16 protein-coding genes and 1 tRNA gene are annotated in these 16,031 nt (G+C 52.1%); 9 read left to right on the plus strand and 8 right to left on the minus strand.

The features are described from left to right. Positions 1-39 precede the first annotated feature (39 nt). From ACXZ66_RS01740 to ACXZ66_RS01750, 3 genes are all read right to left on the minus strand, one after another. Positions 40-1,185 (minus strand): restriction endonuclease subunit S, encoded by a 1,146-nt coding sequence (locus ACXZ66_RS01740; protein ID WP_458750072.1) that lies wholly within the window; start codon positions 1,183-1,185, stop codon positions 40-42. A gap of 11 nt (positions 1,186-1,196) precedes the next feature. Further along, positions 1,197-2,398, minus strand: a protein-coding gene (locus ACXZ66_RS01745; protein ID WP_458748508.1) for an IS3 family transposase whose coding sequence is annotated in 2 segments (ribosomal slippage) — positions 1,197-2,104 and positions 2,104-2,398 — 1,203 coding nt in all. Because the reading frame shifts where the segments join, the coding sequence is not laid out codon by codon here. A 198-nt stretch (positions 2,399-2,596) separates the two neighbouring features. Then, positions 2,597-4,171, minus strand: a complete 1,575-nt coding sequence (locus ACXZ66_RS01750) for a type I restriction-modification system subunit M (RefSeq protein WP_458750074.1) — start codon at positions 4,169-4,171, stop codon at positions 2,597-2,599. Positions 4,172-4,625: 454 nt separating this feature from the next. Between ACXZ66_RS01750 and ACXZ66_RS01755 the strand changes: the two genes are divergently transcribed. Next, a complete protein-coding gene (locus ACXZ66_RS01755; RefSeq protein WP_458750075.1) occupies positions 4,626-4,748 on the plus strand; it encodes a hypothetical protein in 123 nt (40 codons plus the stop codon). Positions 4,749-4,934: 186 nt separating this feature from the next. Here the strand turns inward: ACXZ66_RS01755 and ACXZ66_RS01760 are convergent, their stop codons facing one another. Then, the gene (locus tag ACXZ66_RS01760) at positions 4,935-5,099 is read right to left on the minus strand and encodes a hypothetical protein (protein ID WP_458750077.1); all 165 of its coding nucleotides are present in this window, start codon (positions 5,097-5,099) and stop codon (positions 4,935-4,937) included. A gap of 15 nt (positions 5,100-5,114) precedes the next feature. On the opposite strand from ACXZ66_RS01760, the gene ACXZ66_RS01765 reads away from it, so the two are divergent. After that, positions 5,115-6,137: a site-specific integrase gene (locus ACXZ66_RS01765; RefSeq protein WP_458750079.1), complete on the plus strand. Its 1,023-nt coding sequence runs from the start codon at positions 5,115-5,117 to the stop codon at positions 6,135-6,137. Between the two features lie 187 nt (positions 6,138-6,324). Here the strand turns inward: ACXZ66_RS01765 and ACXZ66_RS01770 are convergent, their stop codons facing one another. Then, the gene (locus tag ACXZ66_RS01770; protein WP_458750081.1) at positions 6,325-6,642 is read right to left on the minus strand and encodes a helix-turn-helix domain-containing protein; all 318 of its coding nucleotides are present in this window, start codon (positions 6,640-6,642) and stop codon (positions 6,325-6,327) included. A 72-nt stretch (positions 6,643-6,714) separates the two neighbouring features. Between ACXZ66_RS01770 and ACXZ66_RS01775 the strand changes: the two genes are divergently transcribed. Together ACXZ66_RS01775 and ACXZ66_RS01780 are read left to right on the plus strand one after the other, a co-directional pair. Next, the gene (locus ACXZ66_RS01775; protein WP_458750083.1) at positions 6,715-7,803 is read left to right on the plus strand and encodes a hypothetical protein; all 1,089 of its coding nucleotides are present in this window, start codon (positions 6,715-6,717) and stop codon (positions 7,801-7,803) included. A 50-nt stretch (positions 7,804-7,853) separates the two neighbouring features. Further along, a complete protein-coding gene (locus ACXZ66_RS01780; RefSeq protein WP_458750085.1) occupies positions 7,854-9,617 on the plus strand; it encodes a hypothetical protein in 1,764 nt (587 codons plus the stop codon). Between the two features lie 257 nt (positions 9,618-9,874). Here the strand turns inward: ACXZ66_RS01780 and ACXZ66_RS01785 are convergent. Together ACXZ66_RS01785 and ACXZ66_RS01790 are read right to left on the minus strand one after the other, a co-directional pair. After that, positions 9,875-9,951, minus strand: a tRNA-Pro gene (locus ACXZ66_RS01785). An 83-nt stretch (positions 9,952-10,034) separates the two neighbouring features. Beyond that, entirely contained in the window at positions 10,035-10,946 is a 912-nt protein-coding gene (locus ACXZ66_RS01790; protein WP_458750087.1) for a metallophosphoesterase, read from the minus strand. A gap of 35 nt (positions 10,947-10,981) precedes the next feature. Between ACXZ66_RS01790 and ACXZ66_RS01795 the strand changes: the two genes are divergently transcribed. Then, positions 10,982-11,434 (plus strand): GatB/YqeY domain-containing protein, encoded by a 453-nt coding sequence (locus ACXZ66_RS01795; protein WP_458750089.1) that lies wholly within the window; start codon positions 10,982-10,984, stop codon positions 11,432-11,434. Between the two features lie 5 nt (positions 11,435-11,439). Here the strand turns inward: ACXZ66_RS01795 and ACXZ66_RS01800 are convergent, their stop codons facing one another. Next, the gene (locus tag ACXZ66_RS01800; RefSeq protein WP_458750091.1) at positions 11,440-13,890 is read right to left on the minus strand and encodes a transglycosylase domain-containing protein; all 2,451 of its coding nucleotides are present in this window, start codon (positions 13,888-13,890) and stop codon (positions 11,440-11,442) included. A gap of 320 nt (positions 13,891-14,210) precedes the next feature. Here ACXZ66_RS01800 and ACXZ66_RS01805 point away from each other — a divergent pair, with 320 nt between their 5' ends. The 4 genes from ACXZ66_RS01805 (at position 14,211) to ACXZ66_RS01820 (ending at position 16,021) form a co-directional block, all read left to right on the plus strand. After that, the gene (locus ACXZ66_RS01805; protein ID WP_458751235.1) at positions 14,211-14,492 is read left to right on the plus strand and encodes a WhiB family transcriptional regulator; all 282 of its coding nucleotides are present in this window, start codon (positions 14,211-14,213) and stop codon (positions 14,490-14,492) included. 17 nt (positions 14,493-14,509) lie between these two features. Then, the gene (locus ACXZ66_RS01810) at positions 14,510-14,665 is read left to right on the plus strand and encodes a DUF4177 domain-containing protein (protein ID WP_458750092.1); all 156 of its coding nucleotides are present in this window, start codon (positions 14,510-14,512) and stop codon (positions 14,663-14,665) included. Beyond that, on the plus strand, positions 14,665-15,126 hold the full coding sequence (locus ACXZ66_RS01815) for a RidA family protein (RefSeq protein WP_458750094.1): 462 nt from the start codon (positions 14,665-14,667) through the stop codon (positions 15,124-15,126). Before ACXZ66_RS01810 ends, ACXZ66_RS01815 begins: the two co-directional genes overlap by 1 nt. A 61-nt stretch (positions 15,127-15,187) precedes the next feature. After that, entirely contained in the window at positions 15,188-16,021 is an 834-nt protein-coding gene (locus ACXZ66_RS01820; RefSeq protein ID WP_458750095.1) for an MBL fold metallo-hydrolase, read from the plus strand. The last annotated feature ends 10 nt before the right edge of the window (positions 16,022-16,031 follow it).

Raw genomic sequence — 16,031 nt, forward strand, 5'->3', positions numbered from 1 at the left:
CATCTTTCGAAAATTAGAAGCTATTTGTAATTTAGGGACTCAAGCAATAGGGAAATCCAACAATTGATTTCGATAATACTCAAGTTGTTTGGCGCATAGTTCTATCTCTCGTTCAACCACTTTCTCCATAGAGGTGAAATTTCCGAGGTCGCGGACAATCGCATTTTGAGTCTCGACTGGGGGTAGAGTGATCTGGAACTTCAATGCTTTGGCTCGATCTCCACGAGGCATTTTTCCTTCCTTTCGGTTATTTTGGAGAAAAGCGAAATAGGGATCTGATGCCAAAATTTGAAAGAGAAACTCTGGAAGTACGGGCGTACTTACGTCGTTCCGTGCTCGAAACACAAGCACATCACCATTAGTGCCACCGGTGGAGTCTGCGAACCATACCTTTCTTAGGTATGGTCGGATATTTCCAACAAGCACGTCTCCCCGTTCATACACGTCTGCTCTTCCTTGAGGGGGGAGTTTCTTGGCGTTAACACGGCCTCTCTTGTCAGGAAGTAAGTTTTCAACTGATGTGAAATTTGATGTTTGAAACTTCTCTACATCTTCTTTCTCCCGAACCAAGATTGCGATCTCTTCGAGAGATATTCTTGGGGTATCAGAAAAAGACTCAAGCCGATTGTCTAGATTCAAAAGTACATTTCGATAATGCTCAACCTGGTTTTGTCGTAAAGCCTGCTCTCGGCGCAGATTTCGTTCAGTATCGGTGAAGGAATCAAGAATAGTCACTATCTTGCGTTGCACTTCGATGGGTGGGAGAGGCATTGAGATACGCTGCAGCTTTTTCATTGAGATACTACTCATTGAACCAAAGTCCATGAGATTGAACAGCTTCTTCCGAAACTGGGAAGACCTCAGCCAATGAACTGCATATTTCGGTTCGACTCGTTGAACATCGAATGACAGAACATAGATACCTTCCTTGACTCCCCAATTTGTAGCAGCCTCAGTGACCAATGCTGTGCGCCCTACTGTTCCAACGCTAGAGAACAAGACATCATTGACCTTAATTCTTGCCCGGTGAGATATCTTTTTTAGGGCTGCATCATTCACCAAATCTGTTTTCTCAGAGGTGGCAATTGACCAATCATCAAGCTCCCTAACTGTGATGTAATAGTTCGTTGCATCAGGCGTATTCAGTTCAAAGTGCTGTGGGCCCGACCCCCGGGAAGTGGACACGGAGGATTTAATCAGGAAGCAGATTTCAGGATAGCAGGACCGCGCTCCTCAAACACCGCAGGCGCGAGATATTTACACCAGGAATGTCGGCGCACCGTGTTGTAACGGATACACCAGCGGAACACGTCCCGGCGGCAGCGCAATTGATTCTCAAAGGTCTTGGAATCCTTGAGGACTTCCCGCTTCAGCGCAGCGTTGAAAGACTCCGCTAACGCGTTGTCCGCACTGGTGCCGATTGATCCCATTGACTGCCTAATTCCAAGCTCTTTGCAGGTGTCCTGGAATGCGTGAGAGGTGTAAACGCTGCCGTGATCCGAGTGGAAAATCGCACCTTTAAGGCTTCCACGCTGGCCCTTAGCCATCAGCAAAGCATCCTGCACCAGGGACGTGCGCATATGATCCGCGATCGCGAAACCAACAAGTCGGCGAGAATAGCAATCAATGACCGTGGCCAGATATATATTCGACCCATCCGCAATCGGCAGGTAGGTGATGTCCCCGACGTAGAGCTGGTTTGGTTTATCGGCAGTGAATTTCCGGCCGACAAGGTCAGGAAACACGGGTTTCTTCTGATCTGAGACGGTCGTGGTGACCTTGCGTTTCTTTGTATATCCGAACAGCTTGAGTTCGCGCATGACTCGGGCAACCCGCTTGTGGTTCACGGGGCCATGACCGGCCTGGTCTTTGAGTTCAGCCGTGATCCGTTTCGCCCCATAGCAACCGCGTTCGGCAGCGAATACAGTCTTGACGCGGGCGCCGAGGATCGCGTCGGACATGAGGCGTTTCCTGCGGGCTGAACTGCTGTTTTTCCATTTATAGAACGAAGATCTGTTGAGTTTTAACACCTCGCACAACCGCTTAACCGAATGGTTCTTCTGGGCGTCATCAACGAACCGGAAGCGGATCACCAGTTCGTCTCTTCCGCGAAATATTTAGCGGCTTTCCGCAGGATGTCACGTTCTTCCCGGAGCCGGGCGTTTTCTCGTTCGAGTTGTCGAATCCGCTCGGCCTCCGTCACCGAGGCCGGGGAAGCTGAATCCTTAGAGCTGATCTTGGTGCGGGCACCGGTGCCGTATTTTTTCAGCCAGTTATGCAGGGTGGCACGGTTGATCCCAAGATCAGTGGCGATGGTCTGGAGCGAGGTGCCCGGGGAGTTCTCGTAGAGCGCGACGGCATCGCGTCTGAACTCTTCGGTGTAGGTCTTGCTTGGCATGGTGTGGAGATTACCTTTCAGTCCCAGATTGTTGGGATGTTAGGTGTCTACCAAACGGGGGTCAGGTCCTGTCGAGGATTTAATCCGGTTCTAATGTCTTGTATCAGATCTTTCAGCTTGATTTCACTCACCCCATTAGGACACTGTTGAGTTAACAGCGCTCCTATTTGCTGCGATATATAGTCCGAGTAAAGCGAATCAGGCTTCATTAGCGCCCACTTCCTCATCAGTAATGAACGCATTGATCTTGGCTACCAAATCAACCCGTTCAATTTCGAGCTCAGCAAGTTCAGCGTTGACCGCGTCAATATCAATGATCTCGCGCGTGTCCTCTTTCTCTACATAAGTAGACACAGACAAGGTGTAGTCATTCTCAGCGATTTCGGCTGCATCAACAATTCGGACGAAGTGCTCCTCATCCTCGCGCTTTTCTACGGCGCCCACAATGCGATCGCGGTTTGCCGGCGTAAGGTAATTTTTACTACCGTCTTTGACGAATTCGCCAGATGCATCAACGAACACCACATCGTTTGTTGTCTTGGATTTCTTCAATACTAGAATGCACACTGAGATATTGACACCGTAGAAAAGGTTCGGAGGCATTTGGATAACAGCTTCTACGAATCCCGAATCAATGAGATATTTTCGAATCTTCTGTTCGGCACGACCACGGTACAGAACGCCAGGAAACGACACAACAGCTGCAGTACCAGAATCCTTGAGCCAAGAAAGAATATGCATAACAAAGGCAAGATCGGAATCGGATTTGGGCGCTAAAACTCCTGCAGGGGTAAACCTCTCATCATTGATAAGCACGGGGTCGGAATCTCCATCCCAGCTTGTACTGTAGGGAGGATTAGACACGATGGCATCAAAAGGCTGTTGATCCCAGTGGTGTGGGTGCTTTAACGTGTCATCATTATAGAAATCGAAATGCTCGTAGCCCACTCCGTGCAGAATCATATTCATGCGGGCAAGGTTGTACGTCGTCAAGTTGCTCTCTTGGCCAAAATAGTCAATCTCTTTATTGTCTGCGAGCTTTGCGAATTTGAGGAGTAACGAACCGGAACCACAGGCGGGGTCGTAAACTCGCTCTACGGTGTCTCGACCAATCATGGTTAGGCGAGCGACAACCTCTGAAACCGCCTGCGGGGTGAAGTACTCACCCCCAGAGCGACCGGCTTGAGTGGCGAACATGTTCATGAGATATTCATACACATCACCGAATTGATCAATTTCAGAATCCGAGAAATCGCCGAGATCAAGGTCGGAAATTCGCCCCATGAGACCTCGCAGCGATGCGTTTTGGTCCTCAGGCGTTCGTCCTAGTTTTGGTGAACTGGTGTCTATGTCGCTAAACAACCCGGCAAAATCGCCTTCGCTAGGCTCACCTTTTGTGGAGTCCTCGATGCGACGAAATATATTCGCAAGATCCACATTGAGGTTTGGGTTCTGATCACTTTTGGGCTTGGTGGCGTCAAGAACGTTTTCGAAAAGCTCGCTTGGCGGGATGTAGTAACCCAACTCTTCAACCACGGAAGGGCGAGCGGCCTCGGCCTCGGTATCGTTCATCTCCGCAAAGGAGAAGTCTGCATCCGATTCGAGATCTTCCACATAGTGAGAGACCTTTTCTGAAATGTAGCGGTAGAACAAGATTCCGAGAACATAACCCTTGAGATCCCAGCCGTCAACCTGGCCCCGCACGTCGTTTGCAATGTTATCAAGTTGCTTATGTAGTGCTTTCCGCTGTGCCTCCGCAGTTTTCGGACTCAAGTTAAATCTCCATCTTGCAGGTAACCAAAGGTGCTTTTTTGCTAGATTCCAATGCTACAGCCCCACTTTCGCGGGAGAATTTTTGCCGTCGTCATAAGTCAAATCAGGCAAACCTTTGCGGTATTAAGTTAATTGTTATTAACATAATAGTTGGAGTACCCCTTTTTTGCAAGCCCCATTGGGATAAAATATTGCCAACGAAATCAGGCGTTCCTGGAGGATGGCGACAACTCATATGCCTCGACCTAAAACTGTGCACCCCGTCGATCTGTACCCGGAATGGCCTGATCCTTGCGATCTCGTCTCCCCGGACAATGTGATCACTTCTAAATGGGCTCATGCCGAAACTTTGCGAATTGTTGCTTATCGAATGAGGGAAGAGTTTCGTCGGCGACAGTGGTCTCTGCGCGTGGCTGCCGAACACGTCGGCGTCAATCACGTGTCACTGCATAATATGATGAATGGACTTGTCTGGCCGCGCGCCGAACACATCGCCGCCATCGAAATCGCTCTTGACGTTCAGCTGTGGCCGACCCTAGCTGAGGTACGGGACGGGATGGATTGCTATCTGAAGTAACTTCGCTTGCTTCAGTGACACTGCAGCTTCTGCTGAGGTTTGTGGGTGCTACCCCCAAAAGTGAACCATGTCTGTTTCTTGTTTGATTAATCGCTTTTTCGAACGAACAACGTTGAACCTGGATTAATGGTCAATGTTTGAGTGGACGGTCAATATGGAGTCTTTGGGGAGCATTATTCCCCGCCATTAATGGGTAAAGATGACAGTTGCACGTTGCGGATGCGCAACGTCATACTTGCGATAGATGGCCCGCTCAAGCGAGGGGTAGCCACAACAGGTAATCATCGCCTGGTTTTCGTCACCGAGTAGCCAATTCTCTGAGCTGCTTGGATCGATACGTGTATCAGGCAAAATGGAGGGAAACCTATGGCACAACGTCACTTCACCAATGCCGAATTTGCATCCATAATCCAGAATTACACGCCCACCAGTGTGAACTCCGTCGTGTGGTCGGAAATTGAAGAATTTGTCAGGTCGGTGGTGGTTGAACTCAACATTGATGCTGCGACAACATCACGAGACACATTGCGCGTGACCCTAGGTGCTGTATCACGACTTACGGCATTCGCGTGGACGCTGTATGGAGAACTCACCCGTGAGGGAGTCTTCGAGCCCACGATGATTGGAAACTACTTTGAGTCAGAAGACGTAGCACATCTACGAAAAAGCACTGCCGGCACTCAGAGATCTCTGCTGATGAGAGTGGGAGAGATGGTAAATCCTGAGTGGGACGCTGATTTTCAACACGCAATTTCCTATACACCGGCGCTGCAGCCCTACCAGGACTATGAAATAACACGTTTTAGAACCAGAGCCAGCATGCAGCCGACTGAAGAAAGGAAGCAAGACTACTGGACAATTCTGGCATTAACGCTGGGGGCTGGATTACGTGCTGGAGAAATCTGCAAACTACGTGCGAGCGACGTCAGGGTAGACGGAATAGGAATTCTGATAAGCCCATTCGGTTTTCGCGGAGCAGAACCAAGGACTGTACCCTTGCATGTCCAGTATCACGAGCATATTCACAACGTTTTGGATGTCATTGAACCGAATGACTATGTGTTCCGGCCAGGGCGCGACAACGAGCATGTTTCACTACTATCGGCATTTCTTGAGAGAGTGACATCAGTTGCTCAAGCTCCGCCACCAGACACGCGCCGACTTCGCAATACGTGGGTAAAGAATCGAATCCTCGCTGGTATTCCAGAAGATGTTATCTGTGCTGCGGCAGGTCTACGAAGTCTCCATCAATTTGGAGAGTTTGTTCTCGAAGCTGGGGCGCTTCGATCTAACAATTTTCGATTCATGCTTCAAGGTGGCTTCACACCGATGGATGAAGGTGGCGATTCAGCGGAAGTAACTCATTTGCACCTTGTAGAAGACGATTGAATGATAGCGATGGGTTCAGAGTCTCGTTGCGTATACGCAATATTGAATTTCTTTTTTCAATTTCGCAAAGGAATAAAGACCGAATGTGTAATTACACGCTTTGAACTCGGCTTTTCCAGCTACAAGAAATAAACCGAAAACAATAACACAGCTGAATGAAGCCTCTAGATCTAATGGGTTGCTTCCGTTAGATAAGAGGTATGAACATTGATCGAAAACCGCAGCTCACAGTAGTTTCGAGCGGGCCTGACTCCCTGGAGCTTGACTTATTTCGATGGGGGCGAGTCCCGAATCTCTTGATCTCATGGTGCGGCCACAAAGAAACCTGGCAGGCTTGTTCAATGCGGGCGATGGTGTGCGCACTAGGGCTCAGTTCTCCACGAATAATTCGGCTAACGGTCGAGGTGGGAAGGCCACTGGCTCTAGCCAGAGCTGCAATCGACGGAAATCGCTCTCCGTTGTTGACGAAGTCTCTGAGATTTCGGGAAAAGTCTTGGAGCTTCAAGATGACGGGGTCATTGATATTACGAGCGTCGGGCCACGAAGGGTAACTCCTGACGGGAGCACTTTTGGGAATATGTCCCCAATTGTCGGGGGAAGTAGAGATGAGTCTGCACCCCCTTTAGCTGGGAAACCGCGTACCCAACTCAATAGCCAAAACAATAACCAAAACAATAATCGCACACTGGCGGAGGTTGATGACGTGATCGACACAATAGACCACCAGTTTTCTGTCTTACCTCAACACGAAAAAACGCGACAAGGCGTGCGTTCGCACTTACGGAAATTCTTAAATTGGGCAGCCAAGGACTATGGCTTGACATTGGATTATGACGATCTTGTGCCCGTACTTACGGACTACGGTGCGGTGCAGAATTACATCGATGCATGTCAAGGGAAAAAGAAGCCATCAACTCTTCAGCAGGAGCTTCGTGTCCTCAATCGAATTGTCTCCAAGATAAACCAAAACACTAATTCTGAGGGGCCCGAAGACGAGAATCTATGGGAACCTGAACCCTTTGGGCTCGGCCAGCCCTCTCAAGCTCCTAGCTACACCCCTCAAGAAATTCGAGACATCAAGGATTGGATCGAAAACAGGCCTTCGGGAGTTTCGAGGGACAGAGCAACTGCTATCGTCTCACTCGCTCTGGGTGCTGGATTTACAACCGGCGAAATAGTTCACGTGACCGCCAATGATGTGAGCAATGACCGGTCGCATATAATCGTGCGAACGCCAGGGACAACCACTACAAGGGCGCGATCCGTCCCGGTTACTGCTCCGTGGGACAGCCACCTGCACAGAATCGTAGAAGCCGCACGACATGAGTTCGGGCCTAATACATACGTCATTAGCCCAGAAAGCCAAACTAGGAATTCGAGCTATCCAGCTCTTTTGGTCACAAGATTTCTTGAAAAGACCACTACACAACACTCTGGTGGATTAATGCCGACTATTGGCCGCCTTCGGCATACGTGGGTGTTAGAACATGTCGCTCATCGTGTGCCGTACGAATTGTTGGATTCGGCGGCAGGTATCCATCGTGGCGTCAAAGCGGCGTATAAGCGAACCATTCTTTCATCTGGCCTCATGCAAGCTGACGAATTTCATGCGTGGACAACAGGACTAAAGACAGAAATACCAAAAAGTCACCCTCGCAACCTTTAGCTGAAATACATAGTTCCATTCTCACTAGGTCCAGAAAGGAGGTGGCCAAAGTGGCCGGCGCAATTTACCCCATTCAAACTTCTGCCCGACTTGATCGTGCGCAGGTCGAGCGATTCGGGGCAATGGTTGATCGAGCAAACGCTGTTGAACTCCTAGAGAAATGGCGTGCAGAAGAAGGCAGAATGCCAGAGAAGGGCGGGCGACCTTCTGTGATAAGCGACCGAACCGTGCTCATCCTTTGCTGTATTCTGGCCACCTCTGGACGACCGCTGCATATCACTCAGCTAACAGCGATGCTTTGCGCTGATGACACTACAGATAATGCATTAGAGGCCCTTGGCCTGCCGACAAAAGCTCAAGCGAAGAAGCTTGGCGATGACTATCGCACATGGTCAATGCGTTGGTACAACCGTATTTGGCGCTCGGTGAAACGCGTACTCGCCATTGTGGACCCTTTTGACTACTTCCCTCATGGAAAACGCCTAACCAAGGCGGAATTTGACAAGCTGGAAGAGCAATTCGGGGATGAAACGAGAAAGAAACAGCGTTGGGCGCGGGCGACGGAATTCTTCAACAGGCTGATTACAGAATCCGTTGCTGAGCTTCCCGAGGAATATCGCAATAATTGGAAGGGCGATATCGCTCTCGATGGAACCTTCATTGCAGGTGCGAAAAAGTCAATTCCCAAGGACCCAAAACCTCACCATTTGATGTCAAGTGACCCAGATGGTGGTTGGTACGTCCGTGAGGGAAACCATAAGGGAACCAAAGCGGCCATCAAGAAATCCAAAGAAGTTTCCAAATGGGGATATGAGGCGACTATTATCTCATCGGTCATTTGCGATCAGGGGCCACATAATCAGCCACATCTCATTCTTGCGATGTCGATGGATCGACCAGGATTCAAACCTGCCCAACGAGCTTTAGAGGCAATGAAAGGCATTCTGGACGATAGGACTCAGCCTCGGGGCACGATAGTAGGTGACAGAGCGTACTTCCCAGGGGCTAAACCGGAGAATTACCATATTCCCTTGAGAAAAGCTGGATACGAAATAGTCGGAGACTATCCCAAGAACCAGCGTGGCAAACAGGAAACTTATGAAACGATGAAACTGGTTGAAGGCCGATGGATGTGTCCTGTTATTCCAGAAATCTTGGTCTCCGCCACTGAAGACTTTCTCGAAGGTCTAATTGACAAAGAAACCTATGAAGAAAGGATAGAGGCTCGTCGAGAATATGAAATGCGGGCCAAAGGAAAAGACGATACCGGCGAATCCACTGTTTTCATGTGCCCGGCTAAGGGCTCGGGCAAGACACTATATTGCTCTCTGGCTAGCACCAAAGATCGATCAGATGCCAAGCAAAAGCGCTTAAAACGTGTGCTCAAGACACAAACTCCTCGATTCGAAGATCGAGGAAAATGCTGTACGAATCGAACTTCCGTGACGATTCCGAACAGCGTAGGTGCAAAGTATCGTCAAACAGGACCTGCATATAAGAGCGCCGCATGGGAATACATCTATGGGCCATATAGGAATATCATTGAGACTCGTAACGACTTGCTCAAAAACTCTCGGGGCGGTGCTGCCATCGGGGACCATACTCGAAGGTTGATGCGAGGATTCGCCGCCGCATGGTTTTTCACCATGCTAGGGGTAGTCGCGATTAACCTCTATCTCATTAGGAACTTCCTCCATCGCGTCGAGAGAAACATAGTAGTTTCACCGCCTCCGGAGGCTCCACCCCCGATGGGTTCGAATCGCTCGGATACTCAACAAACTGATCGGCTTCCTGAGTACCGACGAGTTGCCTAGCGGAATCACGAAAATCACAAAGCAATCAACTTCACCAGTTGAACAAGTATCGTCAACACAAGCGACACTTCAATTTCACCTGGTTCTTTAGCATGTCCGAAATAGAGCCACTACGCCGTTAGGCTGCTGAATTCGGGTCGCTGACCACGGAAATGTGCAAAGAAAACGGGGTATCAGACCAAAATCGGCCATGTTACCCCGTCCACATTGAGTTTCCCAAACGATTTGGGTTGGTTTCCCAAAACCGTCGCGGTGATTGGTCGGGATAACAGGATTTGAACCTGCGACCCCTTCGTCCCGAACGAAGTGCGCTACCAAGCTGCGCCATATCCCGAAACACGTTCAAGTGCTATCGAAAACTATACGCCCGGTTTTCGAAAGACCCCAAATCGCCCAAGATCGCCCAAGAGACGAAAGCTAGCTGCGCTCAGTGACCTTGATCAGCGAAGCGGAAGGTCGGCAGAAGATACGAACAGGGGCAAAACGCGAGGTGCCTAGGCCATTACTGACTTCCATCCACATCTTGCCAAAGCGGTGGAGCCCCGAGGCGCGTTTCCGGTCAATGTCCGCGTTGGTAATAATCGCGCGCTCACCTGGCAGGCAGATCTGGCCGCCATGCGTATGACCTGAGAGGGCGAGCTGGTAGCCGTCGGCTTCGAATCGCTCAAGCACTCGTCGATAAGGGGCGTGCAACAAGCCGATCGACAGATCGGCGTCTGGGTTCGGAGCTCCTGCGACCTGATCGTAATCGTCGAGGTTGTGGTGGGGATCGTCGACACCCGCGATGGCCAAGCGCACCGAACCCACCTGGAACTCCAACCGCTTGTGCGTGGCGTCCTGCCAGCCATGCTCGATGAAGGCTGCGCGCATGCCCTTCCACGGCAAATCGATGTAAGACGGCGTGCGCTTAGCGCCGGTGAGGTACTTCAGCGGATTGACCATGCGCGGCGCCCAATAATCGTTGGTGCCGAAAACGAATGCGCCGGGGCGATTGAGCAGGGGGCCGAGCGCGCGGAGGGTATCGGGGACGGCGCGCTCGTCGGAAAGGTTGTCTCCGGTGTTAATCACCAGGTCAGGGGAGAGCGAATCCAGGGCGGAGACCCACGCGATCTTCGTTTCTTGCCCCTTGATCATGTGCAGGTCTGAGATATGGAGGATCGTGAAGGCCTCCTTGCCGCGCAGAGTGCCTGGCTCGAGGAGCGGCAATTCGTAGGTTTTCAGGCGGAAATTGTTGAGTTCACTGACGCCATAAGCGACGACTGCAGCGCCAGCAACGGCACCGGTGGCAGCCAATATTCCGGTGGTGCGGAGGATCGAGGAGAACTTCATCGTGTCAATGTTACCCGTGGCGTACTCTTGAGCCCATGAGTGAACTAAAGGACACAATCCGCAATGACATGAAAACCGCAATGAAGGCCAAGGACAAGGTCCGCCTGGGCGCGATCCGCATGCTGCTCGCCGCGATCCAGACCGAGGAAACCTCCGGCACCAAGCATGAGCTCACCGACGAAGACGTGTTGAAGGTTGTGGCTCGCGAGATCAAGAAGCGCAAGGAATCCGCGCAGATCTACGCTGAAAATGATCGCCAGGAGCTGGCGGACGCTGAGCTCGCCGAGGTTGCAGTCTTCGAGGATTACCAGCCGACACAGCTCTCCGACGAAGAGGTTGCATCGCTTGTCGACGAGGCCGTGGCTGAATCCGGAGCCGAATCCATGAAGGATATGGGCTCTGTCATGAAGGTTGCTACGGAAAAAGCCGCTGGCCAGGTAGATGGCAAGCGGCTTTCTCAGGCAGTCAAAGACCGCCTGTCCAACTAGTTTCGTTAGAGGCTGTTAAGCAGATCTGCCAGCTGCTGGCTGATGCGGTCTGCTTCGTTCTGGAGGTCCTGCAGGTTCGGGGCGGCTGGCGCTTGGCCACCGTTGCCCTGATTACCTTGGTTGCCGGTGTTACCGTTATTGGTGGCACCGGCGTTTCCGTTTCCTCCACCTGGTTGCTGAGTTGGTGCTGGGGCAGGTGAGGTGCCATCGGAGATTTCCAAGATCACCGTTGACCCAGAAGTGAGGATCTGGTTTTCCGAGCGGGCGTTAACAACATCGCCGCGCGGGACACCGTTGCCAGCCACCTGGCTAGTCTGCACCTTGTAGCCTTCGGCTTCGAGCTGCTTGCGGGCTTCTGTTTCACTGAGGCCCTTGACCTTGTCCAAGAGTGTTTGCGAATTGCCAGCTAGGTACCGCGAATCCGCTGCCGGGAGCTGGCCCTGGGCTGCGCCAGGGATATTCGACGCAGCATTAAACCACATCTGAGCGGGCTCGCGTCCACCGAAGAGGTTGCCGCTTGCACATTGGCGCACAGGAGAACTACACAGCGAGGAAGTGGTCGTGCCATCGTTGAAAATATATGGTGCGGCAGAAAGTGCACCATTGAAACCGATGAAAGCCGACGACTGGTTCGACTCGGTGGTACCCGTCTTCGCAGAAACTGGGGCCGTCCAACCGGATTGTTTAGCGGCAGCTTCTGCGGTGCCGGCGATAGCATCTCCGCCCAGTGCATCGGCGAGTGCGTACGCCACTCCTGAGTCCATGACATTTTCGCAGTCCGGCTGCTGAATATAGACCTGTTGGCCCTGGCGGTCAGTGACTTCGGCAATTGGGTTTGGCTGGCACCAGCGACCACCAGAGGCAATCGTTGCACCAACGTTGGATAGCTCCAAAGCGTTGACAGGAGTAGGGCCCAAAGTAAAGGAGCCGAGGTTTGCCTCCTTGATGTGCTGGGCAAGCGAGGTGTCGCCGTACGTACCCTCATCGGTGTAGGACCGAAGGCCAAGCTTCACGGCCATGTCCACCGTGTCGGAGACTCCGACTTGCTCAATCAGATTGACGAACGGTGTGTTCGGAGACTTCGAGAGAGCTTCCTTCAGGGTCATCTCCGCTGGGAAGCTACCGGTGTTTTCGACACAGTAAGCACCGGTAGGGCAGTTTTCGGCTCCGCCGTCGCCCATGCCATACACCTCAACACGTTGAGGCACTTGCAGCTTCGTATCAATGCCCATTCCCTTCTCAATGGCAACGGCAGCGGTGAACAGCTTAAATACCGAACCTGCGCCGTTGCCGACCAAGGAGGTCGGCTGAGGGAGGTAGGTCTGATTCTCGTCGGCATTGAGCCCGTAATTGCGCGAAGACACCATTGCGGCGATGTCGCGGGAGTTCTCACCTGGGCGAATAACATTCATGACTCCGGCGACGCCGGTTGCGTTCGGATCAACGTTCGCAGTCACAGCATTATGGGCCGCTGCCTGCACGTCTGGTTCCAGGGTGGTCCGGATGGTGTAGGAATCATTGCGGAGCTGATCCTCGGTCATGCCCTGGTCTTGCAGGTACTTCAGGGCGTAGTCACACAAGAACCCGCTATCTTCTGCCGCGATACATCCGTTAGGCAAGGTGGCAGGGGATTCCAAGATACCGAGGGGTTCTTGGATGTATGTATCAGCCTCGTCTTGTTGGATGTAGCCGGCATCGGCCATGGCTTGCAGGACAGTATTGCGACGTTCCGTTGCACCTTCAGGGTTGTAGTACGGATTCAAAGCTTCCGACGACTGAACGATGCCCACGAGGAGTGCAGCCTGTGGCACGGAAAGCTCGGATGCGCTAATGCCGTAATAGGTTTGTGCGGCAGCCTCGATGCCATAGGCGTGATTACCGAAAGAGACAAGGTTTAAATAACGGCCAAGAATTTCTTCCTTTGACAGGCTCTTGTCCAGATCACTGGCCATTTTCATCTCGCGCAACTTACGTGGAATGGACTGCTCGGTGGCCTGCGTCTGTTCTTCGGTCGTTTGCGCATCGACGAGCAGGAGGTAGTTCTTGACATACTGCTGATCGATCGTCGAAGCGCCCTGCTCGACGCCACCCGCAAGAAGGTTGGTAAAAAGGGCACGAACTGTGCCCTGAATATCAACGCCGTCATGCTCATAGAAGCGACGATCCTCAACGGCTACCAATGCGTCCTTGACCGATTGGGCGATCGCCTCCGACGGGACCTCGTAGCGACGCTGGTTGTATAGCCACGCCATGGGTTCGCCATTAATATCAGTAATGGTGGTTACGCCGGGCGCTGTTCCGTCCGTTAAATCCGAAAGATTCGATTGCATCGTTTCATTCGTACGGGCGACGGCTACACCACCGATACCCGCGAAAGGGGCTAGGCATGCAGCGATGACTACTGCGGCCAAAACGATGGCTCCAAGTAGTTTTGCTAGGGATTTCAATGCAGTCACCTCATATACCCTACGATGTTTCCCTCTGTGGGGGAATGGCTACGACCCCCTGATTGTGTGACTTACTCGACAAGTTGTTTGGTATGTGAATACACTTACCAGCGGAGATAAAAGTTCACCGACTTTACGCTGTTTAATAATTGTGAATTAGTTGAACGTGTTGCGCTTATGTGCATACACGGTGGAGCGCAAACGTGCGCTGTAAGACCTCCCGGAAGGAGATCACTATGACCGCAACGCTGCCCCGAGGGTTCGAGGACCATTCCGAGCGCCGAACTGATTCGAGGCGCACTTCTTTAAAAAGCAACTTAGACGGTCAGATGGCCTTTGACCGTGGCGAGTGGGTGACCCACGCACAATGTCGCACCGGCGACCCAGACGCACTCTTTGTGCGAGGCGCTGAACAGCGTAAGGCCGCGGTTATCTGCCGCCATTGCCCAGTTCAGCTTGAATGCCGTGCAGATGCACTCGATAACAAAGTCGAGTTTGGTGTTTGGGGTGGCTTGACCGAGCGTCAGCGTCGCGCGCTGCTGCGGAAGAACCCACACATCACCGACTGGGCTGCATATTTATCCTCCGGCGGTGCCCTAGAGGGTATCTAACCGCTAGAGTAGTGGCCATGACGAAATGGGAATATGTAACTGTGCCACTACTTACTCACGCCACCAAGCAAATTCTTGATTCTTGGGGCGAAGATGGTTGGGAACTCGTCTCCGTTGTACCTGGTCCAAACCCAGAAAACGTAGTCGCTTACATGAAGCGCGAGGCAGAATAATGGCCAATTGGACCAAGCGTTTCGCCGAGCTCGGAATCGAACTGCCCACAGTTGCAGCACCGGTGGCTGCGTACGTACCCGCTACACAAGTGGGCAACCAGGTGTGGACTTCGGGCCAGTTGCCCTTCGTTGACGGCGCACTGCCTGCAGAAGGCAAGGTAGGTGCTGAGGTTGATGAAGAAACCGCGTACAAACTTGCTCGCGTAGCTGTTCTCAACGCTATTGCCGCAGTCGATGACCTTGTCGGGGTCGATAAGATCTCCCGTGTTTTGAAGATTGTTGGTTTCGTGGCCTCCGACCCAGACTTCACCAAGCAGCCAGCGGTAATTAATGGTGCTAGTGAAGCATTGCAGGAAATTTTCGGCGAGCAGGGAGCTCACGCACGCTCTGCAGTCGGTGTGGCGGTGCTACCGCTGAACTCTCCAGTTGAAGTGGAACTGATCGTCGAGCTCGAGGACTAAGTCTTTCAGCTTTTCTCTGCTTGGATTAGAAAAACCCCGTCAGGCCTGTAGGCTGGGTGCTATGGAGCACCCCGCTTACAGTCAGATTCGACCGGTAACGAATTCGGTCGCCGTCGTGTTGGCCCCCAACCCAAGCTATTCTGCGTTGGAGGGCACAAATTCGTGGATTATCCGTGGCCCTGAAGATGATTTCAGTATTGTCGTTGACCCTGGTCCGGAAGATGAAGGGCACCTTAATGTCCTCAAGTCAAAGGCCGGAAATGTTGGCCTCATATTGCTTACGCACCGCCACCACGACCATGCTGATGGCGCAGAACGCTTCCGCCAATTAACTGGTGCGCCAGTGCGCGCATTTGATCCTCGCTACTGCTCTGGTGCAGAACCATTAGTTGATGGCGAAATTATCAGCATCGATGGTGTAACCCCTTCTGTCGAGGTAGTACACACCCCAGGACACACCTCAGATAGTGCCTGCTTCTTCATCTACACCGATGAAATCAATGAGGAAAACCTCGAAGGCATTATGACCGGTGATACCATCGCGGGTCGCCACACCACCATGATCTCGGAAACTGATGGTGATCTGGGTGCATATCTAGAAACCTTGGCCATGCTGGAAAAGCGTGGCGAGGGTGTCATGCTGCTTCCCGGTCACGGCGCTGAGGCCCCAGATTTGGCACCGTTTGCACGCAAGTACATTGATCGTCGTAATCGTCGCCTTGAGCAGATTCGCTCGATCTGGGCAGAGCGCGGAACTGACGTTGATGTGAAGACATTGGTCGACGAAATGTACGACGACGTTGATCCAGTGTTGCGCGGGGCGGCTGAGCAATCCACCCGTGTCACGCTAAAGTACCTAGAGAAGCAGGGCGAGAAAGCATCGAATCACGCTTAGAGAAAGTTAA

It is taken from the genome of Corynebacterium sp. S7 (assembly GCF_054401105.1).